The organism is Nocardiopsis ganjiahuensis DSM 45031 (assembly GCF_000341085.1).
GTDB lineage: Bacteria > Actinomycetota > Actinomycetes > Streptosporangiales > Streptosporangiaceae > Nocardiopsis > Nocardiopsis ganjiahuensis.
Window position 1 is genome coordinate 538,035 of the sequence record NZ_ANBA01000009.1, and the last position, 23,947, is coordinate 561,981.

The 23,947-nt window shown below is 71.3% G+C and carries 24 protein-coding genes; 8 read left to right on the forward strand and 16 right to left on the reverse strand.

From position 1 onward, the window contains the following. Positions 1–179: 179 nt before the first annotated feature. Complete coding sequence (locus D458_RS0113460) at positions 180–1,055, reverse strand: hypothetical protein (protein WP_017587277.1); 876 nt, start codon at positions 1,053–1,055, stop codon at positions 180–182. A gap of 204 nt (positions 1,056–1,259) precedes the next feature. On the opposite strand from D458_RS0113460, the gene D458_RS0113465 reads away from it, so the two are divergent. After that, positions 1,260–2,453 (forward strand): endonuclease/exonuclease/phosphatase family protein, encoded by a 1,194-nt coding sequence (locus D458_RS0113465; RefSeq protein ID WP_169556874.1) that lies wholly within the window; start codon positions 1,260–1,262, stop codon positions 2,451–2,453. A 118-nt stretch (positions 2,454–2,571) separates the two neighbouring features. Here D458_RS0113465 and D458_RS0113470 read toward each other — a convergent pair whose 3' ends face one another. From D458_RS0113470 to D458_RS0113480, 3 genes are all read right to left on the reverse strand, one after another. Next, entirely contained in the window at positions 2,572–2,895 is a 324-nt protein-coding gene (locus tag D458_RS0113470; protein WP_017587279.1) for a chorismate mutase, read from the reverse strand. 251 nt (positions 2,896–3,146) lie between these two features. Beyond that, positions 3,147–3,809: a PaaI family thioesterase gene (locus D458_RS0113475; RefSeq protein WP_017587280.1), complete on the reverse strand. Its 663-nt coding sequence runs from the start codon at positions 3,807–3,809 to the stop codon at positions 3,147–3,149. Between the two features lie 173 nt (positions 3,810–3,982). Further along, on the reverse strand, positions 3,983–4,420 hold the full coding sequence (locus tag D458_RS0113480) for a GNAT family N-acetyltransferase (protein ID WP_017587281.1): 438 nt from the start codon (positions 4,418–4,420) through the stop codon (positions 3,983–3,985). A gap of 96 nt (positions 4,421–4,516) precedes the next feature. Between D458_RS0113480 and D458_RS0113485 the strand changes: the two genes are divergently transcribed. The 3 genes from D458_RS0113485 (at position 4,517) to D458_RS0113495 (ending at position 6,498) form a co-directional block, all read left to right on the forward strand. After that, positions 4,517–5,374: an AraC family transcriptional regulator gene (locus tag D458_RS0113485; RefSeq protein WP_017587282.1), complete on the forward strand. Its 858-nt coding sequence runs from the start codon at positions 4,517–4,519 to the stop codon at positions 5,372–5,374. A gap of 75 nt (positions 5,375–5,449) precedes the next feature. After that, positions 5,450–6,187 (forward strand): AzlC family ABC transporter permease, encoded by a 738-nt coding sequence (locus tag D458_RS0113490; RefSeq protein WP_017587283.1) that lies wholly within the window; start codon positions 5,450–5,452, stop codon positions 6,185–6,187. Next, positions 6,184–6,498 (forward strand): AzlD domain-containing protein, encoded by a 315-nt coding sequence (locus D458_RS0113495; RefSeq protein WP_017587284.1) that lies wholly within the window; start codon positions 6,184–6,186, stop codon positions 6,496–6,498. Before D458_RS0113490 ends, D458_RS0113495 begins: the two co-directional genes overlap by 4 nt. Here the strand turns inward: D458_RS0113495 and D458_RS0113500 are convergent. Together D458_RS0113500 and tdh are read right to left on the reverse strand one after the other, a co-directional pair. Then, a complete protein-coding gene (locus D458_RS0113500) occupies positions 6,495–7,676 on the reverse strand; it encodes a glycine C-acetyltransferase (protein ID WP_017587285.1) in 1,182 nt (393 codons plus the stop codon). The genes D458_RS0113495 and D458_RS0113500 overlap by 4 nt on opposite strands. A gap of 28 nt (positions 7,677–7,704) precedes the next feature. Beyond that, positions 7,705–8,775 (reverse strand): L-threonine 3-dehydrogenase, encoded by a 1,071-nt coding sequence (gene tdh / locus D458_RS33470; protein ID WP_040702439.1) that lies wholly within the window; start codon positions 8,773–8,775, stop codon positions 7,705–7,707. 86 nt (positions 8,776–8,861) lie between these two features. On the opposite strand from tdh, the gene D458_RS0113510 reads away from it, so the two are divergent. Together D458_RS0113510 and D458_RS0113515 are read left to right on the forward strand one after the other, a co-directional pair. After that, positions 8,862–9,827: a LysR family transcriptional regulator gene (locus tag D458_RS0113510; RefSeq protein WP_017587287.1), complete on the forward strand. Its 966-nt coding sequence runs from the start codon at positions 8,862–8,864 to the stop codon at positions 9,825–9,827. Positions 9,828–10,028: 201 nt separating this feature from the next. Continuing rightward, positions 10,029–11,711 carry a thiamine pyrophosphate-dependent enzyme gene (locus D458_RS0113515; protein ID WP_017587288.1) on the forward strand — a complete coding sequence of 561 codons (1,683 nt, stop codon included), beginning with the start codon at positions 10,029–10,031 and terminating at the stop codon, positions 11,709–11,711. A gap of 100 nt (positions 11,712–11,811) precedes the next feature. Here the strand turns inward: D458_RS0113515 and D458_RS0113520 are convergent, their stop codons facing one another. After that, positions 11,812–12,732 carry a LysR family transcriptional regulator gene (locus D458_RS0113520; RefSeq protein ID WP_017587289.1) on the reverse strand — a complete coding sequence of 307 codons (921 nt, stop codon included), beginning with the start codon at positions 12,730–12,732 and terminating at the stop codon, positions 11,812–11,814. Between the two features lie 73 nt (positions 12,733–12,805). Here D458_RS0113520 and D458_RS0113525 point away from each other — a divergent pair, with 73 nt between their 5' ends. Beyond that, entirely contained in the window at positions 12,806–13,843 is a 1,038-nt protein-coding gene (locus D458_RS0113525; RefSeq protein ID WP_017587290.1) for a DMT family transporter, read from the forward strand. On the opposite strand, the gene D458_RS0113530 is transcribed toward D458_RS0113525, so the two are convergent. From D458_RS0113530 to D458_RS0113550, 5 genes are all read right to left on the reverse strand, one after another. Continuing rightward, positions 13,840–14,766: an RluA family pseudouridine synthase gene (locus D458_RS0113530; RefSeq protein ID WP_017587291.1), complete on the reverse strand. Its 927-nt coding sequence runs from the start codon at positions 14,764–14,766 to the stop codon at positions 13,840–13,842. The genes D458_RS0113525 and D458_RS0113530 overlap by 4 nt on opposite strands. Continuing rightward, positions 14,763–15,437: a signal peptidase II gene (lspA, locus tag D458_RS0113535; RefSeq protein WP_017587292.1), complete on the reverse strand. Its 675-nt coding sequence runs from the start codon at positions 15,435–15,437 to the stop codon at positions 14,763–14,765. The genes D458_RS0113530 and lspA overlap by 4 nt, the downstream gene beginning before the upstream one ends. A gap of 29 nt (positions 15,438–15,466) precedes the next feature. Then, positions 15,467–15,877 (reverse strand): TraR/DksA family transcriptional regulator, encoded by a 411-nt coding sequence (locus D458_RS0113540; protein WP_017587293.1) that lies wholly within the window; start codon positions 15,875–15,877, stop codon positions 15,467–15,469. A 144-nt stretch (positions 15,878–16,021) separates the two neighbouring features. Further along, on the reverse strand, positions 16,022–16,546 hold the full coding sequence (locus D458_RS0113545) for a GNAT family N-acetyltransferase (protein WP_017587294.1): 525 nt from the start codon (positions 16,544–16,546) through the stop codon (positions 16,022–16,024). A 75-nt stretch (positions 16,547–16,621) separates the two neighbouring features. After that, the gene (locus D458_RS0113550) at positions 16,622–16,882 is read right to left on the reverse strand and encodes a divalent-cation tolerance protein CutA (protein ID WP_017579795.1); all 261 of its coding nucleotides are present in this window, start codon (positions 16,880–16,882) and stop codon (positions 16,622–16,624) included. A 367-nt stretch (positions 16,883–17,249) separates the two neighbouring features. On the opposite strand from D458_RS0113550, the gene ileS reads away from it, so the two are divergent. Further along, complete coding sequence (gene ileS / locus D458_RS0113555; RefSeq protein WP_026119277.1) at positions 17,250–20,450, forward strand: isoleucine--tRNA ligase; 3,201 nt, start codon at positions 17,250–17,252, stop codon at positions 20,448–20,450. Between the two features lie 84 nt (positions 20,451–20,534). On the opposite strand, the gene D458_RS34850 is transcribed toward ileS, so the two are convergent. The 4 genes from D458_RS34850 to D458_RS0113575 form a co-directional block, all read right to left on the reverse strand. Then, on the reverse strand, positions 20,535–21,899 hold the full coding sequence (locus tag D458_RS34850) for a hypothetical protein (RefSeq protein ID WP_152521128.1): 1,365 nt from the start codon (positions 21,897–21,899) through the stop codon (positions 20,535–20,537). 72 nt (positions 21,900–21,971) lie between these two features. Beyond that, positions 21,972–22,859 carry a DivIVA domain-containing protein gene (locus D458_RS0113565; RefSeq protein ID WP_017587296.1) on the reverse strand — a complete coding sequence of 296 codons (888 nt, stop codon included), beginning with the start codon at positions 22,857–22,859 and terminating at the stop codon, positions 21,972–21,974. Positions 22,860–22,987: 128 nt separating this feature from the next. Further along, positions 22,988–23,287 carry a YggT family protein gene (locus tag D458_RS0113570; RefSeq protein WP_017587297.1) on the reverse strand — a complete coding sequence of 100 codons (300 nt, stop codon included), beginning with the start codon at positions 23,285–23,287 and terminating at the stop codon, positions 22,988–22,990. Positions 23,288–23,326: 39 nt separating this feature from the next. Then, positions 23,327–23,854, reverse strand: a complete 528-nt coding sequence (locus tag D458_RS0113575; protein WP_017544502.1) for a cell division protein SepF — start codon at positions 23,852–23,854, stop codon at positions 23,327–23,329. Positions 23,855–23,947 lie beyond the last annotated feature (93 nt).

The window sequence follows — 23,947 nt, forward strand, 5'->3', positions numbered from 1 at the left end:
GTAGACGGACGGGTGGTGACTCCTGAGACTACGACTTTCCTGTGACTCTCGGAGACGCCTGTGCACAACTCGGGGCACCCGACGCGGGGAGAACCCGGGCTACGCAGGCGGGTTCGGGGTTCGCCGATCCGGCGTGAGACCCCACACGCGGCGCGTCGTGCGGCGACCGTCGGCGCGGGTCAGGCCGGGGAGGTTCCGCCGGAGGCGCGGAGGTCGTGGGCGAGGGTGCGGAGCCAGGGGTCGCGGAAGGCCGGCTCACCGGTCAGGACGCGGTGGACGAGGGATCGGATCCGCAGGGTGCGGCCGTGTTCGTGGAAGCTCAGGGCCTCGGCGAGCCCCTGGCGGGCCTCCTTGTCGTGGCGGGGGCGGGTGACGGAGGGATCGGCCCAGCGGGTGCGCCGGAAGGAGTGCTCGGTCTTGGGTTGGGAGTTGCCCAGGCGACTCCAGACGAAGCCGTCGACGGAGACGTTGCGCACGGCGCTGGGCGGCAGGTCGTCCGTCCACGCGGCGTGCTGTTGCCAGCGCCAGGTGTTGGGGCTGGTCTTCTCCCGGGCGGTGATGCCGAGGTAGCGGACCCTGCGGCGGATCACGTTCCAGGCGGCGCGTTCGTCGTCGATCCATGCGCGCAGGTGGTGGTGCAGGTTGCCGAAGGTGGAACCGTGCAGGACCAGGTCGGCGAAGACCACGGGGCGCTCGCGGGCGGCCAGGGTCCGGGGGCTGATGCCGGTCGCGGCGAGGTTGGCGCGCAGCTGGGCGCGTTCGTCGGGGGTCAGGCCCTCACCGTCGAGGCCGTAGAGGGACAGCGGGAGGCGGTGCAGCCGCGTGTGGTGGGAGGTGTCGGCGAGCACCCCGCTGAGCAGGTCGTACACGCTGTCCGGGGAGCGGCCCACGAAGTACAGGTCGCCGTCGGCGCTTCGGGCCAGGACCTTGGCCGCGCACTCGGCGAGCACGTCGGCGTAGGAGCAGTCGTGGTCGACGCCCTCGGTGAGGGAGCCGGTCCGGTCTCCGCCGGGGATGTCCCATCGGAAGGGGAGGTTGGGTTCCTTGTGTGCCATAGGAACCCAGTCAAACAAGGCAGGGAGGCCCCGCCAAGGGAATTTCGGTGCTGTTCGGACAGCGGCGGTACACCGTTCGGACACGCTCCCCTGTTAATCTCCGGCGCGTGAACCCCCGCTGAGAGGACCACCTCCGTGACCACCGCACCCCGTCGGATCGCCTCCACCGCCACTCTCGTCCTGGCCGCCTCCGCGCTGGTGGCGATGCCCGCCTCCGCCTCGGAGTCCCCGTCGGTCCCCGCCCCGCCGGGCGCGCACGAGGTCCGCTTCGCGACCTTCAACACCGCTCTGGAGCGCCCGGAGCAGGGCGCCCTGGCCGAGGAGCTGGCCACGGCAGGGAGCGAGCAGGCCCGCAACGTCGCCGAGATCATCCAGCACGTGCGGCCCGACGTGCTGCTGGTGAACGAGTTCGACCACGACGAGGAGGGCGTGGGCGCGCGGCGGTTCCAGGACAACTACCTGTCCGTGGGGCAGAACGGCGCCGAGCCGATCGACTACCCGTACGTGTACACCGCGCCGGTCAACACGGGGGTGGCCTCGGGGGTGGACCTGAACGGCGACGGCGAGGCCGTGACCGAGCCGGGCAGCCCCGGGTACGCGGAGGACGCCTTCGGTTACGGGCTCTTCCCCGGCCAGTACGGGATGGTCGTGTACTCGCGGTACCCGATCGTCACCGACGAGGTGCGTACCTTCCAGAACTTCCTCTGGGCCGACATGCCCGACGCGATGCTGCCCACCGATCCCGGAACCGGTGAGCCGTACTACTCCGAGGAGGCCCTGGAGGTGCTGCGGCTGTCCTCCAAGAGCCACTGGGACATCCCGATCGACACCGGCCGCGGCCGCCCGGTGCACCTGCTGGCCAGCCACCCGACGCCGCCGACCTTCGACGGTCCGGAGAAGCGCAACGTGGCGCGCAACCACGACGAGATCCGCTTCTGGGCCGACTACGTGAGTCCGCGCGCGGGTTCGTACGTCTACGACGACCAGGGCGGTCGGGGCGGGCTCGCCCCCGGATCGCCGTTCGTGATCGCGGGTGACCTCAACGCCGACCCCAACGACGGCGACGGGCACCCCGAGGCCGTGACCCAGCTGCTGAACCACCGGCACGTGGTGGACGTGCGCCCCTCCAGCCAGGGCGGACGCGGCGCGGCCCAGCGCCAGGGCGGAGCCAACGAGGAGCACTCGGGCGCACCGGAGTGGGACAGCGCCGACTTCGCCGACGAGCCCGGCCCGGGCAACCTGCGGGTGGACTACGTACTGCCCTCGCGCTCGCTGCCCGCGCGGGGTTCGGGCGTGTTCTGGCCGACCGCGGACGACCCGCTGTTCCGGCTGACCGGCGACTACCCCTTCCCGAGCTCGGACCACCGCATGGTGTGGGTGGACGTGGTGCGGCCGTAGGCGGCGGGCTCCCCGCCGCTGCCGGCGCCGCCCGGGGGCGGGGGTCCCGGTCCGCCGTGTCCGGGAGGCGCCGGGAGCCGGAGCGGCCGCGTGGCACGGTCCGCCCGGCCGGGAGCGGTCAGCTGACGCGGGCCGCCTCCTCCTGGGCGGCGTCCAGTCCCGCGCTGATCACGCGGTCCATGATGGCGGCGAGGCGGTCGGCGCCCAGGCGGGGCGCGTGCTCGGCCATGCGTTCGACCAGTTCGCGCTCGCGGCCCATGTCGCGTCCGGCGAAGTAACCGACCGGCTTGAGCCGCTGGACCCGGGCGGCGACCAGGGCGCGGCGTTCGAGGAGTTCGGCGAGCTCGGCGTCCATCTGGTCGATGCGTCCGCGCAGGTGGAGGATCTGCTCGGCGGTCCGCGGTTCGGTGGCGGGCGCGGTGTCGCTGTGGCGGTCGTGCACGGTGGTCCCTCTCGGGTGTGGATGCGTTCGCGGATGCGGCGCGGCCGTACGTCCCGTCAGGGGACCCTGTGCTGGGGCGTCGGCCGCCCGAAAAGACGAAAGAGCACCGGGCTGCTGCCCGAGTGCTCTGTTGCCGACGTTCCCGTTTCCGCCTACGTGAAAGCGGCCGACGGGTGCGTCGGCTGGCTAAACACGAAATAGCGGTGGGTCACGGTGGTGATGGTACTACACGGCGAAGGGCCGTGCCCGGGTCACTCCGCGGCCTCGACCTGGATCATGAGCCCGGTGGCCTCGGCGGTGACCTTGCCGTGCGCGCGGATCCGACCGGCGACGAAGACCTTGCGCCCCTCGACCCGCTCCACCCAGGAGGTGATCTCCAGCGGGGTGAACAGCGGGGTGGGGCGTCGGTAGTTGATCTCCAGGTTGGCGGTCAGGCCGGGGCTGGTCTCGACCGCGGAGACGCTGCCGACGGCCTGGTCGAGCATGGCCGCGATCCAGCCGCCGTGCACCAGGCCGGGAGGGCCCTGGTAGACGGTGTTGAGGGTGACCTCGGCGCGCAGGCCCTCGTCCGTGCGGTCGAGGAAGAGCTGCGGGGCGGCGGGGTTGGTCTCACCCTCGACGATGTTGGTGATGGTGCCGACCAGGGTGGTGCCGTCACCGAGTTCGCGGCGGACCATGGTGCCGATCTGGCGGCGGGCGACGTTGAGCCGGCCGGTCAGCTCCTCGACGGTGGCGGCGGTCTCGGCCAGTGTGTCGGTGTCGACCTCGGTGTTGGCGACGGCGTCGACGAGGTCGTGGACGCGGGAGACCAACGTGCGCAGTTCGGCGGGGATCGAGTGGGCGTCGACGAGGGGGAGCCCGTAGGCTCGGGGGTCGTCGGGGCTCTCGGTGACCGGCTGCGTGTTGACCGTCATGTGTTCCTCGTCGGATCGGTGTTCGTTCTCGGTCGGCTGGTGCGCGCACGGCGCGCGCCGGGGGGACGCCAACGTCAAAACCGAATCGTACTCGGTAGTATTCCGGCGGAACGGTGCCGGGAGGTGCGCTCCCCGTCACACTGAACGGGGAGCCACGGTCGTCGGGGGCCGGGTCAGCCGAGTTTGTGCTCCATGTGCAGGTGGGGAATGCCCGCGTCCATGAACTCCTCGCCGTGGGCGGTGTAGCCGAGCCGCTCGTAGAAGCCCAGTGCGTGGGTCTGCGCGTGCAGCTCCACCCGGTCGAGCCCGGACTCCCGCGCCAGTTCCTCGGCGGCGCGGACCAGGGCGGCCCCGGTCCCCTTGTCCCGGCCGGAGGGCAGGACGGCCATCCGGCCCAGGAGTCCGGCACCGTCACCCTGGTCCACGAGGCGGACCGTGCCCACCGGCACCCCGTCCACGAGGGCGAGGAGGAAGGACGCGGTGCTGTCCCGCTCGTCCCACTCCTCCTCGATGGGCACCTGCTGCTCGGCGACGAACACGGCGCCCCGGATGACGAAGACGGCCGCGCGGTCCCGCTCGTCCAGGACCCGGCGAATCTGTGGCTTGCTCATCCGCGCAGACTATCTGCGTGAACCCGCTCACCCCCACCCGGCCCCGGCCTCTGCCCCTGGCCGCCCGCCCTTCTCCAGGCGCCCTAACCTGGACGTATGGAACTGCCCAGCGAGATCCACCCCACCGTCGAGGACCCGCGCGTGGAGCGCGCGCGGTACTGGCGCTTCTCCGGGCTGCCCGACACCGAGCTCCTCACCGCCCGGTTCGTCACCACCGCCTTCACCCGCCACACGCACCCCACCTACACCATCGGCATGATCACTGCCGGGGTGGAGGAGTACTCCCACCCGGGCGGGCGCTCACGGGTGGGGCCGGGCGGACTGGCCGTGGTCGGTCCGGGCGAGGTGCACACCGGGCACGCGGGGATCCCCGAGGGGTGGGGGTACCGGGTGTTCTACCCGGCGCCCGAGGTGGTGGAGGGCATCGGCCGCGAACTCGGCATGCGCGGCACCCCGTGGTTCACCGACTCCGGGATCCACGCCCCCGAGGTCTCACGCGTGCTGGTGAGCGCGCACACGGCGGCCGAGCGGGGGGAACGCCTGGCGGCGTCCTCGCTGGCCAGGCAGGGCATCGCGATGCTGTTGCGGTCGCACGGCAGGGAGCGCGGGGCAGAGGGCGCCGAGCACGCGGCGCGGCCGGAGGTGGTCCGGGCGCGGGAGCTGTTGGCCGAACGCCTGGTGGACCCGCCGACCCTGGAGGAACTCGCGGCCTACGCGGGGATCGGCCCCTTCGCCCTGGCACGGGCCTTCCGGGCCGCCTACGGCCTGCCCCCGCACGCCTACCTGAACCAGATGCGGGTGGACCGCGCCCGGGCCCTGCTGCTCCAGGGGCGGCGGGCGAGCGAGGTCGCCGTGGAGGTGGGCTTCGCCGACCAGCCCCACCTGACCCGCCACTTCCGGCGCCACCTGGGTGTGCCGCCGGTCGCCTACCAGCGCGCCCTGCACGCCTCCTGACCCGCCCTCCGGTCCCGCGGCCCCGTGCAAGAACGTACAAGACGGCCCGTCCGGACCCGCCTAACGTGGGCGAACGTGAAGACCTTCTCCGCACTCCGCTCACCGGCGGTACGGGACAGCCTGGGGATCGGTGTCGCCGTGGGCGCCGCCGGCCTGGCCTTCGGGACCGCGGCCGTGGCCGCCGGGCTGTCCCCCGCCCAAGCCCTCTTCCTGAGCCTGTTCATGTTCACCGGCGCCTCCCAGTTCGCCCTGGTCGGGGTGATCGCGGGCGGCGGGAGCCTCGTCGCGGGGGCGCTGGGCGCCCTGCTCCTGGGCGCCCGCAACACCCTGTACGGGCTGCGGTTGGCCGATGTGCTGGGGTACCGCGGTGCCCGCCGTGCGCTGGCCGCGCACGGGGTGATCGACGAGACCACGGCCGTGACACTCGTCCAGCCGGACAAGGAGTCCGCCCGTACCGCGTTCATGACGACCTACGTGGTCCTGGGCGGTTTCTGGGTGGCCACGACCCTGGCTGGCGCGCTGGCCACCGACCGGGTGAGCGACATCGACGCGTTCGGGCTGGACGCGGTGGGCCCGGCCATCTTCCTGGGACTGCTGTGGCCCCGGTTGCGCGAGGGCGGCCCGCGGACCTGGCTGATCGCGGGGCTGGGCGCGGGGCTGGCACTGGCCGCGACCCCGTTCCTGCCGCCGGGGGTGCCGGTGCTGCTGGCCGCCTCGGCCGCGCTGCTGTCGTTCTTCGGCACCGCTGACCGGCCGGTGGAGCCGGCCGACGGGGCCGCCGGCTCCAACGAGGCCGAGGGGATCCGGTCATGACTCTGTGGATCGCGCTGATCGCCACCACCGCCGGGTGCTACCTGCTCAAGTACGCGGGTCTGGCGGCCCCACGGCGGCTGCTGGACAACCCCTGGCTGCAGCGGTTCGCCACGGCTGTCCCGCTCGCCCTGCTGGCCGCGCTGATCGCCGTGCAGGCGCTGGGCGACGGACAGTCCCTGAGCTGGGACACCGCCCGCATGGCCGGGGTGGGTGCGGCCCTGCTCGCACTGGTACTGCGGGCCCCGTTCCTGGTGGTGGTGGTCGCCGCCGCCGGAACCACCGCCGCCCTGCGCGCCATCGGAATCGCCTAGGAGGCGCTGCCTTCCCGGAGCTCGTCCCGGACCTGCGCGAACGCCGCCACCGCCTCGCGGATGTCGTCCTCGCTGTGCGCCGCCGAGAGCTGGACCCGGATGCGTGCCCGCCCCATGGGGACCACGGGGTAGGAGAACGCCGTCACGTACACGCCCTTCTCCAGGAGGGCGGACGCCATCCGGGCCGCCTCGGCCGCGTCCCCGATCATCACCGGCACGATCGGGTGCTCCCCGTCCAGGACGTCGAAGCCCGCGGACGTGATCGACTCCCGGAACAGTTCCGCGTTCCGCTTCAGCCTCGTCCTGAGGTCGTCGGCCTCGGAGAGCATGTCGAGCACCCGCAGGGAGGCTCCGACGATCATCGGGGCGAGCGAGTTCGAGAAGAGGTAGGGCCGCGACCGCTGCCGGAGGATCTCCACGATCTCGGCGTGTGCGGACACGTATCCGCCGCTGGCTCCGCCGAGCGCCTTGCCGAGCGTTCCGGTCAGGATGTCCACCCGGTCCTGGACGCCGAACAGCTCGGGGGTTCCCCGCCCGTTCGGCCCGACGAAACCGACGGCGTGGGAGTCGTCCACCATGACGAGCGCGTCGTGCCGCTCCGCCAGGTCGCAGATCTCGTCCAGCGGGGCGAGGTATCCGTCCATCGAGAAGACGCCGTCGGTGACGATCAGCCGGTGGCGGGCGTCCGCGGCGGCGACGAGCTGCTTCTCCAGGTCGGCCATGTCGCGGTTCTTGTACCGGAACCTGGCCGCCTTGCTGAGCCGGATCCCGTCGATGATGCTCGCGTGGTTCAGCTCGTCCGAGATCACCGCGTCCTCGGGTCCGAGAAGCGTCTCGAAGACTCCGCCGTTCGCGTCGAAGCAGGAGCTGTAGAGGATGGTGTCGTCGACCTGGAGGAACTCCGAGAGCCGGCGCTCCAGCTGCGCGTGCAGGTCCTGGGTTCCGCAGATGAACCGCACCGAGGCCATCCCGAAGCCCGCCTCGTCGAGGGTGCGCTTGGCGGCCTCGATCAGGTCGGGGTGGTCGGCGAGGCCCAGGTAGTTGTTCGCACAGAAATTGAGGACGGTGTCGTCACCGACGCTGATCCGTGCCGACTGGGGGCCGCTGATCAGCCGCTGGTCCTTGAACAGCCCCGCCTCGCGGATGCCCTCGAGTTCCTGCGCGAGATGGTCGCGCATCGCTGCGTACACGTCGGTCTCCTACTAACTATTCGCTGGTCGTCTGGACGGTCTGGTCCTGCGGGATCGTCGGCGTGGTCCAGTCGAGCACGACCTTCCCGCACCGGCCGGAGGCAGCCACCGCGAAGGCCTCCTCGTGCTGTTCGTAGCCGAACCGGTGGGTGATGATCGGGCTGATGTCGAGGCCGTTCTCGAGCAGCACGGACATCGCGTACCAGGTGTCGAACATCTCCCGCCCGTAGATCCCCTTGAGCGTGAGCATGCGGGTCACCACGGTCGCGAGATCGACCGAGACGTCGTCGGACGGCAGGCCGAGGATCGCGATGCGGCCCCCGGGGCTCATGGTCGAGATCGCCGAGGCGAGGGCCTTGGCCTGCCCCGACATCTCGAACGCGACGTCGAAGCCCTCCTTCATGTGGTTCGCCGTCATGACATCGGTCAGGTCCTCCTGGGACACGTCCACGGCGATCGTCGCACCCATCTTCCGTGCGAGCTCGAGCCGGTACGGGCTCAGGTCGGTCACGACGACGCTGCGCGCGCCCGCGTGGCGCGCGGTCGCAGCGGCCATGACTCCGATGGGCCCGGCTCCGGTGACCAGGACGTCCTCGTTCATGACGGGGAAGGACAGGGCCGTGTGCACGGCGTTGCCGAAGGGGTCGAAGATGGCGGCGACGTCGAGGTCGATCGGGATGCGGTGCACCCAGACGTTCTCCTCGGGGAGCACGACGTAGTCGGCGAACGCGCCGTCGGTGTTCACCCCCAGGCCGATCGTCCGGATGCACAGGTGACGGCGGCCGGCCATACAGTTCCGGCACTTGCCGCAGACCAGGTGGCCCTCACCGCTCACCAGGTCGCCGGCCTTGACGTCGGTGACGCCCCCGCCGACGTCCACGACCTCACCGACGAACTCGTGCCCGAGGACGAGCGGCGGCTGGATCACGGTCTGCGCCCAGTGGTCCCAGGCGCTGATGTGCAGGTCGGTTCCGCAGATACCGGTGCGGAGGACCTTGATGAGCACCTCGTCGCGGCCCATCACCGGGTCCTTGACCTCGGCCAGGGTCAACCCGGGTTCGCCCCGGAGTTTGGAAAGAGCCTTCATGCCCCCGATCATCACGCACTGGATATCATTAAGTCCATCACGAAGACCTGCAGAGAAGCTTCCAGTTCTACTTAAAAGGGGATCGTGTGATCGACCCACGCCGCCTGCGCGTACTCCAGGCCGTCGCGCTCCACGGCACGGTCACTGCCGCAGCCCGGTCCCTCTACCTGTCCCCGTCCGCGGTCTCCCAGCAGCTGTCGGCTCTGGAGCGGGAGGTGGGACTCGACCTCTTCGAACGCCACGGACGCAACATCCGGCTCACCGCATCGGGGACCGTGCTCGCCGGGTACGCCGTGCAGGTGTCCGCGATCCTCGAGCAGGCGGAGGCCGACCTGGCCGCGTCGGCGCTCGGTGAGGTGGGCACTGTGGGCATCGCCGCCTTCCCGTCGGCGATCACCGAGGTCGTGGCTCCCGCCCTCCGCACGCTCCGCACGTCGGCACCGCACCTGCGCGCGCACGTCACCGACGCGGAGGGCGCCGCCGCGCAACGGCTCCTGGCAGAGGGCCACGTGGACGTCTCCGTGTCCGTGGACTACCCCCAGGCCACGGTCCCGACCGCCCAGGCGTTCAGTCACGCCCGCCTGTACTCGGAGCCGTTGGACGTGCTCGTTCCCTCGGACAGCGACCTCGCGGCCAGCGCCCAGCTGTCGCTGTCCCGGCTGGCCGGTGAAGCGTGGGTCACCCCGCTTCCGGGGAACCCGATCCACGACCTGACGCTCCTCGCGTGCCAGCAGGCGGGCTTCCAGCCGCGCGTGGAGTCGGTCTCGAACGACTTCCGCGCCGTCAGCGCGCTCGTCGGCGCCGGTGTCGGGATCGCCCTCGCTCCGCGGTCGGCGATCGCCGCCGTCGACCTGCCGCGCGTCAGCGTCGTTCCGCTGCGGGGGCGACCCCCGAGAAGGCACGTGTTCGTCTCCGTTCGCCACGGCACCGAGGGGCACCCTCTGGTGAACGCCGTGCTCAACGCTCTGCACGACCACGCCCGCGCCCTCGAGCCGCTGCGGAGACGGCCGGCGGTGCCGCACCGGAAGCACGGGGACGAGGACTCCGACTGACCGCTCGGGGCCGGGCGGGGCCGGGCACACGGCACCCGGGCGAGGGTTCGGTACGGGTTGGGCGGGGTTGTCCACAGGCCGTCGCGTCCGGCCTTGACCGGCCCTGGGCCGCCTGCGAGAGTCAGCCGCATGTGCTCCGGGGCACACCCCGACTCCGGCGCGCACCGAGTGGACCTTGCGACGATGGAAGGACCCGCCTCCATGGCCCCTGCCGCACAACGGCCCCAACCCCCCACCGACACCGCCGCACACGCGGTGGTGGAGGTCCTGGCCGCCGCCGGGATCAGACGGTGCTACACCGTCCCCGGCGAGAGCTTCCTCGAACTGGCCGACGCCGTCGACCAGCATCCGGAGATGGCCCTGGTCTCCACACGGCACGAGGGCGGCGCCGCCTTCATGGCCGAGGCCGAGGCCAAGCTCACCGGTGTCCCCGCCGTGGCCGCGGCCACCCGAGGCCCCGGCGCGGCCAACCTCGCGGTGGGCGTGCACACCGCCATGCAGGACTCCACCCCGATGATCGTCTTCCTCGGCCAGGCCGAGACCGAGCACCTGGGCCGCGAGGCCTTCCAGGAGGTGGACCTGACCGCCTTCTACGCGCCCATCACCAAGTGGTCCACCACGGTGCACCGGGCCGACCGGCTGGCTGAGGTCACCGCGCGGGCGATCCGGATCGCCACCACCGGCCGGCCGGGCCCGGTGGCGATCGCGGTGCCGGGCGACCTGTTCGGCCGACGGGTCGGCCCCCGGCCGAGGCCGCGCCCCGCGGTGGTCCCCCGGCCCTCGTTGGGCGGGGACGAGCGGGACCGGCTGGCCGACTGGCTGGCCAGAGCGGTGCGTCCGGTGATCATCGCCGGCGGCGGGGCCCGGGCCGCACGCGAGGACCTGGTGCGCGTGGCCGAGCAGTACAGCACCGGGGTGTACGCCGCCTGGCGCCGACAGGACGTGTTCCCCAACGACCACCCGCTCTACCTCGGGCACCTGGGACTGGGCGCGCCGACCGCGGTGCTGGGCGCCCTGGCCGACGCGGACGCGGTCCTGGTGGTGGGGTGCCGGATGAGCGAGACCACCACCCAGGGGTACCGGCTGCCCGAGTCCGACGGGCGCACCCGGGTGGCGCAGATCGACATCGACCCCGAACAGGTGGGCGCCACCAAGGACGTGTGGCTCGGTGCGGTGGCCGATGCCGGGAAGGCCCTGCGCGCACTGGCCGGGGCGCCGGTCAAGGTGCCCTACCGGGACTGGAGCGGGGCCCGCCGGGCCTGGGTGGAGAGCACGGCCGTTCCGCCCGAGGCCGAAGGGCACCGGGGGAACCGCATGCACCCGTGGTCGGTGATCGCCGGGATGCGCGAGGCCCTGCCCGAGGACACCCTGATCACCAACGACGCGGGCAACTTCGCGTCCTTCCTGCACCGCGGCTGGTGGTTCCGCCACCCCGACACCCAACTGGCGCCGACCAGCGGGGCCATGGGTTACGCCGTGCCCGCCGCGGTGGCCGCGAAGATCGCCGCCCCGGAGCGGACGGTGGTGGCGGTGGCCGGTGACGGCGGAGCGCTGATGACCGGTCAGGAGCTGGAGACGGCGGTGCGCCACGGCGCGGCGATCACCGTCGTGGTGTTCCAGAACGGTCTCTACGGAACGATCGCCATGCACCAGGCCCGCGAGCTGGGCAGGATCGCGGGGACCGAGATCAGCGGGCCCCTGGACCTGGCGGGCTACGCGCGCTCCCTGGGGGCGCGCGGTGCCACCGTGCACACCCGCGAGGAGCTGGAGAAGGCGCTGGCCGAGGCGGTGGGGGCCGACCTGCCCACCCTGGTGGACGTGCGCACCGATCCGGAGGTGATCAGCCCGACCGCCACCATGACGGACCTGCTCGGCCGGGCCTGACCCGGCCGGGGCGGCCCCGGCCGGGCACGGCCCGGTGCCCGCCGCGGGCACCGGGCCGTGCCCGGCGTGCCCGTGGCGGCGGAGCGCTTCGGGGCGGGCCTCAGACCGGCCCGGGGCCGTCCGTGTAGGCGGAGGCGGCCTCGCGCAGCGCGCGCACGACGGCGCGCAGGGCCGGGCGTCGGGAGGCGTCGGTGCGCCAGAACACGTAGACCTGGCGGATCAGCGCGGGTTGGACCGGGACCACGTGGACCCCCTCGGGCAGGGGGCCGCGGCCCAGGCGGGGCATGACGGCCGCGCCGATCCCGGCCGCGATGAGGGCCAGCTTGGTCTGGTGTTCCTCCACGGAGTGGATGATCTCGGGTTCGGCGCCCCGGCCGCGGATGATGGCGTTCAGCCAGTCGTCGCAGATGGACCCCTTGGTCCAGCTGATCCAGGGCAGGTCCAGGATCTCGTCGAGCTCCAGGATCTCCCGGTGGGCCAGGGGGTGGTCGGCGGGCAGGGCGATGTCCCCTATGTCCTCCATCAGCGAGGCGCGCGTCATCCCCGGGGGCAGTTCCAGCGGCGCGCCCATCCAGTCCACGACCAGGGCCAGGTCGGCGTCGCCGCGTGCCATGGCGGAGACGCTCTCCTGGGGTTCCTCCTCCAGGAGTTCGACCCGCAGGGCCGGGTGGGCCTCGCGCAGGGCGGGCAGGGCGGAAGGCAGGAGCCCGCGCACCGCTGTGGGGGTGGCGGACAGGCGCAGGTGGCCGGTGACGTCGCCCCGGTGGGCCTCCAGGTCGGCCTCCGCGCGGTGGACCAGGGAGAGGATCCGCGAGGTGTGCTCGACGAGGAGTTCGGCGGCGTCGGTGAGGCGTACGCCGCGTCCGTTGCGTTCGACCAGGGGTTGGCCGACCTCGCGTTCGAGCTTGGTCAGCTGTTGGGAGACGGCGGAGTTGGTGACGTGCAGGGCCTGGGAGGCGGCGCTGAGGGAGCCGTGTGCGGCGATGGCGTGGAGGACACGGAGCCTGTCGACACTGAGCATGTAAGCAACGCTAAGGGATGGTTTAAGAAATACGAAGTAGACCTAAGGGATCGTGCACGGATAGAAACATCCCATGTCCACTCCTTCCATCGCCGCGGCGCCCTCCGCCCCGGTACCCGCGCCCGCCCCGGCACCCGCCCGAACCCCGCTCCTGGGCTGGCGCGCCAAGTTCGTGCTCCTCGCGCTCATCTGGGGCATGAGCTTCGTCCTCATCAGGATCGGTGCCGAGGTCCTGGCCCCGCTCCAGCTCGCCCTGGGCCGCATGGCCACCGGCGCCCTGCCCCTGCTCGCGGTCCTGTTCCTGAGCGGCGGACGCCTGCCGTCCTCGCCCCGCCTGTGGGGGCACGTGTTCGTGGCCGCCCTGCTGCTGAACACCGTGCCCTTCACCCTGTTCGGGTACGCCGGCCAGCTCATCCCGTCCGCGCTGATGGGGATCGTCAACGCCTCGACCCCGCTGTTCGGGGTGGTGTTCGCGATGCTGATCCTGTCCGACGAGCGTCCGGACCGGACCCGGGTCCTCGGGCTGGGCATCGGCTTCCTCGGCGTCCTCACCGTCTTCGGAGTGTGGAACTCGCTCGGCGAGGTGAACGTCAGCGACACCGACGCGCTCCTGGGGATGCTGCTGGTCGTGGCGGCCACCGCCTGCTACGGGATCGGCACGCCCTACCTGCGGCGCTTCGTCGCGGGCAGCCCGCACACGGCCCTGGAGCTGAGCGCCCTGCAGATGCTGCTCGGCACCCTGCCCCTGCTGGTGCTGGCCCCGCTGCTCACCGGCGCGCCCACCGAACTGACCTGGAAGGCCGCCCTGGCGGTGACCGTGCTGGGCGTCTTCGGTACCGGGTTCGCCTACATCCTCAACTACGCGATCGTCCGGGCCGCGGGCGCGACCGTGGCCACCACGGTCACCTACGTGGTTCCGGTGGTCGCGGTCACCGCGGGGGTCGTCCTGCTCGGCGAGACACTGAGCTGGAACCAGCCGCTGGGGGCGCTCGTCATCATCCTGGGCGCCGCCCTGTGCCAGGGGATCCTACGCGTCCGCCGCCCGGCCCCGAACGGGGGCAGGACGGCGGAGAGGTCTTCGAGGCGGCGCGGGAGCGGCGCGCGGGGCTAGTCCTCGCGGAGCTTCTCCATGACGGCTTCCAGGTCCTCGGGGTAGGGGCTCGAGAACTCCACCGGACGGTGCTCGGTGGGGTGCTCGAAACCCAGCCGCACCGCGTGCAGCCACTGGCGCCTGATACCCAGCCGCTCGGCGAGGGTGGGGTCGGCGCCGTAGAGGTGGTCGCCCACGCAGGGGTGGCGCAGCGCGGACATGTGCACCCGGATCTGGTGGGTGCGGCCCGTCTCCAGCTTGATCTCCAGCAGGCTGGCGGCCCGGAAGGCCTCCTGGGTGTCGTAGTGCGTCACCGAGGGGCGTCCGCCCGCGACCACGGCCCAGCGGCCGTCACCCGCGGGGTGGCGGTCGATCGGGGCGTCGACGGTGCCCCGGAACGGATCCGGGTGGCCCTGGACCAGCGTGTGGTAGCGCTTGTCCACGGTGCGTTCCTTGAACGCCCGCTTGAGCACGCTGTAGGCGGTCTCGCTCTTGGCGACCACCATCAGGCCGGTGGTGTTGGCGTCCAGGCGGTGCACGATGCCCTGCCGCTCGGCGGCACCGCTGGTGGCCAGCTGCACGCCGGAGGCCAGCAGGCCCTCCAGCACGCTGGGGCCGGTCCAGCCGACCGTGGGGTGCGCGACCACGCCGACCGGCTTGTCCACCACGATGATGTCGGCGTCCTCGTGCACGATCCGCATGCCCGGGACGGCCTCGGCCCTCGGGACCGGGGCGGTGGGCGGCGGCGGGAGGGTGACCTCCAGCCAGGCGCCGGCCTGCACCCGGTCGGACTTGCCCGCCTCGGCGCCGTCGAGGAGGACGCTGCCGTCCCCGATCAGCTCGGCGGCCCTGGTCCGGGAGAGCCCGAACATCCGCGCGATCGCGGAGTCGAGCCGGTCGCCCTCCAGTCCGTCAGGGACGGGGAGGCTCCTTGTGTCGCTCATGCGCCGTTCCCCTTGTCGTTCTCGCCGCCGTCTTTGTCGGCGGCGTCGCCGGTGGCTCCGGTGTCATTCCTGTCACCGGTGTCGGCGGTGTCGGCGGTGCTCGCGCCGGCGGCGGAGTCGTCGGCGCCGGTGTCGGCGCCCTTCTCCCGCTCGGGCGCCTCGTCCGCGACCATCGTCCCGTCCAGGTTGAGGCCCTTGAAGGTGAGTGCCACCACCAGGCAGGCCCCGACCACCACACAGGAGTCGGCGATGTTGAAGACCGGGAAGGTCCCGACGCTGATGAAGTCGACGACCGCGCCGTGCCCGGGCGTCTCGCCCCGGAAGTAGCGGTCGACGAGGTTGCCGGCGGCGCCGCCCATCATCAGGCCGAGCGTGACGCCCCACCACAGGCTGCGCACCCGCCAACCGATGTAGCCGATGGCGAAGACGACGACGGTGGCGATGGCGGTGAACACCCAGGTGTACCCGGTGCCGAGCGAGAACGCCGCACCGGTGTTGTACACCAGCGTGAACTGGACGAGGCTGCCGATGACATCGAGGCGCTCGCCCTGGGAGAAGACCGCCAGCACCCACTCCTTGGTCAGGAAGTCGGCGACGATCGCGGCGAGCGCGACCAGCAACAGGAGTGCGTACCTGCGCGGCCGGGCAACGGTGTTGTCGGTCGTGGTCATGTTGCTGTCCCCGGAGGGCTCTACCTCAGTCAGCGACGCTCCTCGCGCTGTTTGCAGGTGACGCACAGGGTGGCACGCGGAAAGGCCTCCAGACGCGCCTTCCCGATGGCCTGGCCGCATGACTCACAGACCCCGTAGGTCCCCGCGTCCATCCGTTCGATCGCCCGCTCGTTCTTGGCGAGCAGGTCACGAGTATTGTAGGCCAACGCCAGATCGTGTTCGCGCTGGAAGGTCTTCGCTCCGGCGTCCGCGGGGTCGTCCCCCGCCCCCTCGACCGGGTCGGTGAGCCGTTCGGCGAGTTCGATCTCGTTCTCGCGGAGCTCCTCGCGCTGCGCCTCGATCTCGGTCTCCAGCTGGTTCCGGACCTGCGCGAGCTCCTCCTGGGTCCAGGGTTCCTCCCCCGGAAGGACCGGCAGCGCCGCCGTCTCGGTGGCCTTCATCGCACTCCCCCTCCAAGCGTCCCACGGCCCCCTACCCCGCGTGAACTGCGGGATCTCCCCTTCGAGAAGGCTGTGAGTGGTGCCGCGAGCCTAGGCAATCCACCGCCCCAAGGCAATGATCGGGGCGGTGCGGTGCCGGACCGGTCAGAGGGAGCGCCGGTACAGGGCCGTGGGCACCACGAGGGTCCCGCGCAGGATCGCCTCCTCGGTGACGGTACCGGTGTCCCACCAGCCCTGACCCTCGTAGAAGCGCCGGGCGCGGGTGTTGGCGGCCAGGACCCGCAGGACGGCCTGGTCGGCCCTACCGTCGGCCATCGCCTCGTGCAGCGTCCGGGCCAGCTCCTGGTTGGTGCCCGACCCCCACACCTCGGGCACGGAGTAGAAGGTCTCCAGGTCCACCACCGAACGGCTCTCGTCCTCGGGGTCGGGGCCCGGCGCGAAACCCGCGAAAGCCACCACGGCGCCGTCCTCCTCCGCGACCAGCACCCCTGCCCCGGGTGCGGTGAGGTCACCGGTGAGCCGCCCGGCCCAGACCCCGGACAAGCGCTCCGGATCCAGGTTCTCCAGCGCGTAGTCGGGGATCATGCCGCGGTAGGCGGCCTGCCAGGAGCGGACGTGCACCCCGGCGATGGCCGGAGCGTCATCGGGTCGTGCCTCACGGATCGTCATGGAGACCCATCCTGGCCGCCGTGGCCGCCCGGGGCCAGGGGGCGGAGCCGGTCCGCCCCGAGCGAGCGCCCCGGCTCACTCCGCCACGGCGAAGCCGCCGTAGTCCTCGGCGAGCAGCAGCAGGTGGGGCTCGTCGAAGGTGGCCGGGCCGCCGTGCGGTCCGGTCAGCACCTCGATCACCCAGTCCACGTCCTCGGCGTCGTCCTCGCCGGCGAGCATGTCCCGGTACACCCGGCAGGGCTCGTACCCCTGCTCCAGGAGCTGCTCGGCGAGCTCGTCCGCGTCCTCGCGGTCGGGCAGGGTCACCAGGACCGCGCCCCGCGTCTGTTCCGCCACGGCCGCCCCCTCACTCAATACGCGGCACGCCTGGCCGCACTGCGTTATCCTGAAGTCGTGTCGATGGGGACGAGTAACGCTGGCCCCGACCGGACGGAGACAGCCTAGAGGGGGCTGGACCGCCCAAGCGACCCGGGGACGGTGGGAGCCCGGGGGCAACGACCAGCGCGAAGATCACCCCGGAGCCGTCGGAAGAACAGGTCGCGCGCATCGCTGCGCACCCCAGTAGAACCGGCACGAACGCAACGAAGTGGGACCCGCCACCGACCGCCCAGCGGACTCGGGACGCGGCTCCAAGGAGGGTGGTACCGCGGGGCTTCGCCTCGTCCCTCCGTCAGGAACACCCCTGATGGAGAAAGGTACGACGGTGACCGACGACCCCCGGCCCGAATCCCGCGCGCTGCCCCAGCTGCCCGCTCAGATCGACCTGCCCGCGACGGAGCGCGAGATCCTCGGCCGCTGGTCGAAGGAGAACGTCTTCCAGCGGTCGCTCGACCAGACCCGCGGCAACGAGAACTGGGTGTTCTACGAGGGCCCGCCCACCGCGAACGGCCAGCCCGGCGTGCACCACGTCGAGGCCCGCGCCTTCAAGGACGTCTTCCCCCGGTTCCGCACCATGCGCGGCTACCACGTGGACCGCAAGGCCGGCTGGGACTGCCACGGCCTGCCCGTCGAGGTCGCCGTGGAGAAGGAACTCGGCCTGAGCGGCAAGAAGGACATCGAGGCCTTCGGCATCGCCGAGTTCAACGACCGCTGCCGCGAGTCCGTCCTGCGCAACGTGGACGCGTTCACCTCCATGACCGAGCGCATGGGCTACTGGGTGAACATGGACGACGCCTACCGCACCATGGACCCGCAGTACGTGGAGTCCGTGTGGTGGGCGCTCAAGCAGATCTGGGACAAGGACCTGCTCGTCCGCGACTACCGGATCAGCCCGTACTGCCCGCGCTGCGGCACCACTCTGTCCGACCACGAGCTGGCCCAGGGCTACGAGACCGTCACCGACCCCTCGGTGTACGTGCGGTTCCCGGTCACCTCCGGCCCGCTGGCCTCGCCCGATCACCCCACCTCGCTGCTGGTGTGGACGACCACCCCGTGGACCCTGGTGTCCAACACCGCGGTGGCCGTGCACCCGGACGTGAAGTACGTGGTGGCCACCGACGGCGACGAGCGCCTCGTGGTCGCCGAGCCCCTGTTCGAGAAGGTCCTCGGCGAGGGCTGGGAGCTCACCGGCGAGAGCTACGAGGGCGACGAGATGGAGCGCTGGACCTACCAGCGCCCCTTCGACCTGGTGCCCTTCGACGAGCCCGCGCACTACGTGGTCCTCGCCGACTACGTGACGGTCGAGGACGGTACGGGCCTGGTCCACCAGTCCCCCGCCTTCGGCGCCGACGACATGACGGTCTGCCGCGCCTACGGCCTGCCCGTGGTCAACCCGGTCCGTCCGGACGGCACCTTCGAGGCCGAACTCCCGCTCGTGGGCGGGGTCTTCTTCAAGGAGGCCGACAAGACGCTGGTCCGCGACCTCAAGGACCGCGGCCTGCTCTTCCGCCACCTGAACTACGAGCACTCCTACCCGCACTGCTGGCGCTGCCACACCGCGCTGCTCTACTACGCGGTCCCGTCCTGGTACATCCGCACCACCGCGGTCAAGGACGAGCTGCTCGCGCAGAACGACGTCACCAACTGGGTGCCGGAGAACGTCAAGGAGGGCCGCTTCGGCGAGTGGCTGCGCGGCAACGTCGACTGGGCGCTGTCCCGCAACCGCTACTGGGGCACCCCGCTGCCGATCTGGGAGTTCCCCGACGGCCGCCAGATCTGCGTGGGGTCCCTGGAGGAGCTGAGCGAGCTCAGCGGCCAGGACCTGTCCAACCTGGACCCGCACCGCCCCTACGTCGACGACGTCGTCATCCCCGACCCCGACGCCGACCCGTCGCTGCCCGAGGACCAGCGGGTCGCCCGCCGCGTGCCCGAGGTCATCGACGCCTGGTTCGACTCCGGTTCCATGCCGTTCGCCCAGTGGGGCGCGCCGCACCAGAACAAGGAGACGTTCGAGGAGAACTTCCCCGCGCAGTACATCTCCGAGGCCATCGACCAGACCCGCGGCTGGTTCTACTCGCTGCTCGCGGTGAGCACCCTGGTGTTCGGCCGCAACTCGTTCGAGAACGTGGTCGTGCTCGGCCACATCCTCGCCGAGGACGGCCGCAAGATGAGCAAGCACCTGGGCAACGTCATGGAGCCCATCGCGGTGATGGACCGGCACGGCGCCGACGCCCTGCGCTGGTTCATGCTGGCCAGCGGTTCGCCGTGGACCGCCCGACGGGTCGGCCACGCCGCCCTGGAGGAGATCGTCCGCAAGGTGCTGCTGACCTACTACAGCACCACGTCGTTCTTCACCCTGTACGCCAACGCCGGGAACGGTTGGGACCACTCGAAGCTGGCCGACGCGCCCGCTCCGCAGGACCGCCCGATGCTGGACCGGTGGCTGCTGTCCGAGCTCAACGAGGTCGTCCGCGACGTCACCACGGCCATGGAGACCTTCGACACGACCGGGGCCGGACGCCGCCTGACCGCCTTCGTCGACGACGTGTCCAACTGGTACGTGCGCCGTTCCCGCCGCCGGTTCTGGGGCGGGGCGGACACCCCCGAGGGCGCGGCCGCCTTCGCGACGCTGTTCGAGGCGCTGGAGACCGTCACCCTGCTGATGGCGCCCGTCGTCCCGTTCCTGACCGACCACGTGTGGTCCGCGCTGCGCCGTCCGGACGCGGCGGACTCGGTGCACCTGGCGTCCTGGCCCCAGGTGGACGAGGATCTGATCGACCCCGAGCTGTCGAAGAACATGGCGCTGACCCGCCGCCTGGTGGAGCTGGGCCGGTCCGCCCGGGTGGACTCCGCCATGCGCACCCGCCAGCCGCTGGCCCGCGCGCTGGTGGGCGCCCCGGGCTTCGCGGACCTGCCGGAGCAGCTGCGCGCGCAGGTGGCCGACGAGCTCAACGTGGCCGGTCTGGACGCGCTCTCGTCGGTCGGCGGCGACCTCGTGGACTACGTGGTCAAGCCGAACTTCCGCGCTCTGGGCAAGCGGTTCGCCAAGCGCACGCCGCTGGTGGCCAAGGCCATCCAGGCCGCCGACCCGGCCGCCCTGGTCGAGCAGGTCCGGGAGACCGGCTGGGCCCAGGTGCGGGTCGAGGACGAGCCGGTCGAGGTCAACGCCGACGAGGTGCTGGTGACCGAGCAGCCCCGTGAGGGCTGGGCGGTGGCCTCCGAGGCCGGTGAGACGGTGGCTCTGGACCTGGAGCTGACCCCGGAGCTGCGCCGCGCCGGTCTGGCCCGCGAGATGGTCCGGATGCTCCAGGAGGCCCGTAAGAACAGCGGCCTGGACGTGTCGGACCGCATCCACGTGTGGTGGACCACCGAGGACGAGTCCGTGCGCAGGGCCCTGTCCGAGCACGGCCGGATGATCGCCGGTGAGGTGCTCGCCGACGCCTTCGTGGCCGGTCCGGGCGAGGACGCCCCGCACTCCGCCGAGTCGGAGGAGTTCGGCGTGGCCTTCAGCTTCCGCCGCGCCTGATTCTCAGCGCGTCAGCGCGACGAAGGGCCCCGCTCCTCGGAGCGGGGCCCTTCGTGGTGTCTGTGCGGTGCCTGCGTGCGCGGGTCAGCCGGAGTAGGAGGAGTCCGGCTGCTTCGTGCGGTCCTCCGCGGAGGCCTCACCGTCGTCCGGCCCTGCGGACTCCTCCGAGTCCTCCGGTCCCTCCGACGGTTCCGTCTCGGCATCGGAGCCGGTTCCGGTTCCGGCATCGGGTTCGGTGTCGGGTTCTGTGTCGGTGTCGAGGAGGGCGGCGTAGGCCAGGGCCGAGTCCTCGGCCCCTGCTGCGGACGCTTCGTCGCCCTCGGGTCCGGCCTCCGGGCGTTCGCTCTCCGAATCCTGCTCCTCGGCGGGGGCCGCGTTGTCGTCCTCGGGGGCTTCCCGGGCCTCTTCCTCCGCGATGACGGGTTCCGTCTCGCCCGGACCGTCCTCGGAGGTCTCCTCCTGGACGGAGGCGGCTTCGAACGGCTCCTCGGCGGATCCCTTCTCGGGAACCGTGTCCTCGGCCCCGGGCCCCGCGGCGTCCTCCGCGGCGTCCTCTGCGGGCTTCTCGGCGAGGGCTTCCTCCGCGGGCTCCGCCTCCTCGTGGGGGGCTTCGCGGCGGGGCGCGTCCTCGTCGGGTGTCTCCTCGCGGTCCTCGCGAGTGGTCAGCGTGGGGATCCGGTAGGCGAACGCCTCCGCGGGCCGCTCTGCCTCAGCCTGCACGGGCTCCTCTGCGGGCTCAACCTCAGCCTGGACGGGCTCCGGTGCCCAGGGCTCTTCCGCGGGCTCTGTGTCAGCCTCTGCAGGCTGCTCCGCGGGCTCAGCCTGGACGGGCTCCTCTGCGGGCTCCGCCGCCACGGGCTGCTCCGCGGGAGCCTCCTCCTCGCGGGCCTCTTCCACAGGCTCTTCTTCGACCGGCTCCGCGGCGCGCTCCTCGACAGGATCCGCGACGGGTTCGGGGGCCACGGCCGCCTCGTCCGGCTCGGCGACCGGTTCCGGCCAACTTCCCACGGTGGGGGTCTGCCAGCGGGGAACCTCGAACTCCGGTTCCTCTTCGCTCTCGTCGGCGGCCGTCGGCTGCGGCTCTCCGACCGGGTGCTCCAGGGGTACGGGGTGGTGCCCCGAAACAGCGGATTCCCGCACCGGCTGTTCAGCCGGTGCGGGCACGCGCCGAGACTCCTCCGGTACCCACGGTGGGGCCGGTACCGTGCCGGCCGCGGTTGCGGCGGCCGCCACGGGGACGGACGACTTCCCCAAACCGTCCGTCCGTTCCGTATCCGCTCTGCCTCCGCTGAACCGTCCCTGGATGATCGCGCCCAGCAGGAGGAGGACGCTCAGCCCGCCGAGCCCCAGGGCGATGTACACCAGGGCGGGTTCGGCGAGCACCAGGGCAGCAGCGATGGCGGCAAGGGCCGCCAACACCGCCACAGTGGCGAGGAGGCTAAGGATCACGGGTCGACCAGGGCCTTTACACGTGTGGAGCCGGAGTCTTCAGTTGTTCGGAGCCGCACTGCCGCGATGAGATCAGCGACGCTCGTGCGGGGCCTCACCCGGGTGGAAACCACCGTGCTGGGCGGGCTCGGGCTGACCGAACGGGTTGCCGCCGGGACCGTGCTGCTGGAGCGCGGGGGTTCCGCCGGACTGGGGGGCCATCGTCTGGAAACCGCCCGTGGTGTTCGGGTTGGGCTCGATGGACTTGCCCTCCTCGTTGAGCTCGCGCAGCTGACGCTCGAAGTAGTCCTTCAGGCGGCTGCGGTACTCACGCTCGAAGTCCTTGAGCACGTTGACCTTGTGCTCGAGCTCCTCGCGCTGCTGGACCAGGCTGCCCATGACCTGACGGTGGCGCTCCTGGGCGTCACGGTCGAGGTTCTCGGAGCGGGCCCGGGCCTCACCGATGATCTGGTCGGCCTGGCGGCGCGCCTTGCCGAGGATGTCCTCGGACTCGTGGCGGGCGCGGCCGAGGGTCTCGTCCGCCTCGCGGCGGGCGTCGGAGATCGCCTGGTCGGCGGTCTGCTGGGCGAGCGCCAGGACACGGGCGGCCGTGTCCATGTTCTCCTCGCCACCCATGGCCATGTTGGCACCGGTCATGCCCATCTGCGGCTGCTGGGCAGGCGGCTGCGGCGGCTCGACGGGCTGCTGCGCCTGGACGGGCTCCGGGCGCATCTGCTCCATCTGCTGCGGGGCCTCGGGAGCCTGCTCCTGCTGCTGGAAGTCCTGCATGCCGGCGTTGGGGACCTTGCCCCGCAGGCACTCGGCAAGCTTGCCGCGCAGTTCCTCGTTCTCCTGGATCAGTCGGTCCAGCTCAGACTCGACCTCGTCGAGAAAGGCGTCGACCTCTTCTTCGTCGTACCCGGGTCGGAGCCGGGTGGTGCTGAACTGCTTGTTCCGCACATCGGCGGGTGTCAGCGGCATGTTCGTCTCCTTGGCGCGCTTGGAGTCTGTCCGTAGGGACGCTACCTGATCGTGACCTTACGGCAATCCAGATCATGACCAAGACCACATATCGGAATCAGGGGCTGTCTTTTCTGCCTCTGCTCCTCTTATCCCACGCTCAGCATCAGGCTTCCCAGAATGCTCTGGAGGATGATCACGGCGAAGAAGAGGATCAGCACACTCAGATCGAGTGCGATGCTCCCCAGCCGGATCGGCTTGATGAACCTGCGCAGGAACCTCAGTGGCGGGTCGGTGATCGTGTACACGATCTCAGCGAGCACAAGCACGAACCCGGTGGGCCGCCAGGTCCGGGAGAAGGACTGAACCATCTCCAGAACCACCCTCGCTATCAGCACGAAGACAAACAGCTGCAGCAGAAGTGACAGCACGTACAGGACGATACTCACGGTCGTTCCCCGACCCAATCTCTGGACAAATGTGATGATCTAGCTCTGATTGAAGAACCCTCGCTCGGCGATCCGCGCCTTGTCTTCGGCGGTCACCTCGACGTTGGCCGGGGACAGCAGGAACACCTTGTTGGTCACGCGTTCGATACTGCCATGGAGACCGAAGATCAGACCAGCCGCGAAGTCGACCAGACGCTTGGCGTCGCTGTCGACCATCTCGGTCAGGTTCATGATCACCGGTGTACCTTCCCGGAAGTGCTCTCCGATCGTACGCGCCTCGTTGTAGGTACGTGGATGGAGCGTGGTGATCCGAGCCAGGTCGGCGGTTGAGGCAGTCGTGGTCGTACCACCGCGTCGCTCACCCGTTCCCAGGTAGTCGCCGGTGTCCGTCACAGCGTCGCCTCGTGTTTCCTCGCCTCGCGGGGTGTCAGCGTCGCGGTCACGCTGCTCTTCCACGCCCTCGTCGAAATCGTCGAACTCATCATATTCGTCCGCATAGCGGTGATCGTAACGGTCGTCCTCCACGAGGCCGAGGTAGACCGCCATCTTGCGCATTGCGCCGGCCATCTCATGTCCTCCGTCGTCCCCGCGGTCTTCACCGCAGCCGACTCCTCCGTCTTCGGCCCCTGTGCCCCGCGTACGCGGGGTGTTCGTCCATTC

What these genes read in the sequence shown, in the direction of transcription:
- D458_RS0113540 (WP_017587293.1), bottom strand. Translation starts at nt 15,877, where the DNA reads ATGAAGGCCACCGAGACGGCGGCGCTGCCGGTCCTTCCGGGGGAGGAA.
- D458_RS0113485 (WP_017587282.1), top strand. Translation starts at nt 4,517, where the DNA reads ATGGAACTGCCCAGCGAGATCCACCCCACCGTCGAGGACCCGCGCGTG.
- D458_RS0113545 (WP_017587294.1), bottom strand. Translation starts at nt 16,546, where the DNA reads ATGACGATCCGTGAGGCACGACCCGATGACGCTCCGGCCATCGCCGGG.
- D458_RS0113515 (WP_017587288.1), top strand. Translation starts at nt 10,029, where the DNA reads ATGGCCCCTGCCGCACAACGGCCCCAACCCCCCACCGACACCGCCGCA.
- D458_RS0113475 (WP_017587280.1), bottom strand. Translation starts at nt 3,809, where the DNA reads ATGACGGTCAACACGCAGCCGGTCACCGAGAGCCCCGACGACCCCCGA.
- D458_RS0113565 (WP_017587296.1), bottom strand. Translation starts at nt 22,859, where the DNA reads ATGCCGCTGACACCCGCCGATGTGCGGAACAAGCAGTTCAGCACCACC.
- D458_RS0113575 (WP_017544502.1), bottom strand. Translation starts at nt 23,854, where the DNA reads ATGGCCGGCGCAATGCGCAAGATGGCGGTCTACCTCGGCCTCGTGGAG.
- D458_RS0113520 (WP_017587289.1), bottom strand. Translation starts at nt 12,732, where the DNA reads ATGCTCAGTGTCGACAGGCTCCGTGTCCTCCACGCCATCGCCGCACAC.
- tdh (WP_040702439.1), bottom strand. Translation starts at nt 8,775, where the DNA reads ATGAAGGCTCTTTCCAAACTCCGGGGCGAACCCGGGTTGACCCTGGCC.
- D458_RS0113460 (WP_017587277.1), bottom strand. Translation starts at nt 1,055, where the DNA reads ATGGCACACAAGGAACCCAACCTCCCCTTCCGATGGGACATCCCCGGC.
- D458_RS0113495 (WP_017587284.1), top strand. Translation starts at nt 6,184, where the DNA reads ATGACTCTGTGGATCGCGCTGATCGCCACCACCGCCGGGTGCTACCTG.
- lspA (WP_017587292.1), bottom strand. Translation starts at nt 15,437, where the DNA reads ATGACCACGACCGACAACACCGTTGCCCGGCCGCGCAGGTACGCACTC.
- D458_RS0113530 (WP_017587291.1), bottom strand. Translation starts at nt 14,766, where the DNA reads ATGAGCGACACAAGGAGCCTCCCCGTCCCTGACGGACTGGAGGGCGAC.
- D458_RS0113480 (WP_017587281.1), bottom strand. Translation starts at nt 4,420, where the DNA reads ATGAGCAAGCCACAGATTCGCCGGGTCCTGGACGAGCGGGACCGCGCG.
- D458_RS0113465 (WP_169556874.1), top strand. Translation starts at nt 1,260, where the DNA reads ATGCCCGCCTCCGCCTCGGAGTCCCCGTCGGTCCCCGCCCCGCCGGGC.
- D458_RS0113525 (WP_017587290.1), top strand. Translation starts at nt 12,806, where the DNA reads ATGTCCACTCCTTCCATCGCCGCGGCGCCCTCCGCCCCGGTACCCGCG.
- D458_RS0113500 (WP_017587285.1), bottom strand. Translation starts at nt 7,676, where the DNA reads ATGCGCGACCATCTCGCGCAGGAACTCGAGGGCATCCGCGAGGCGGGG.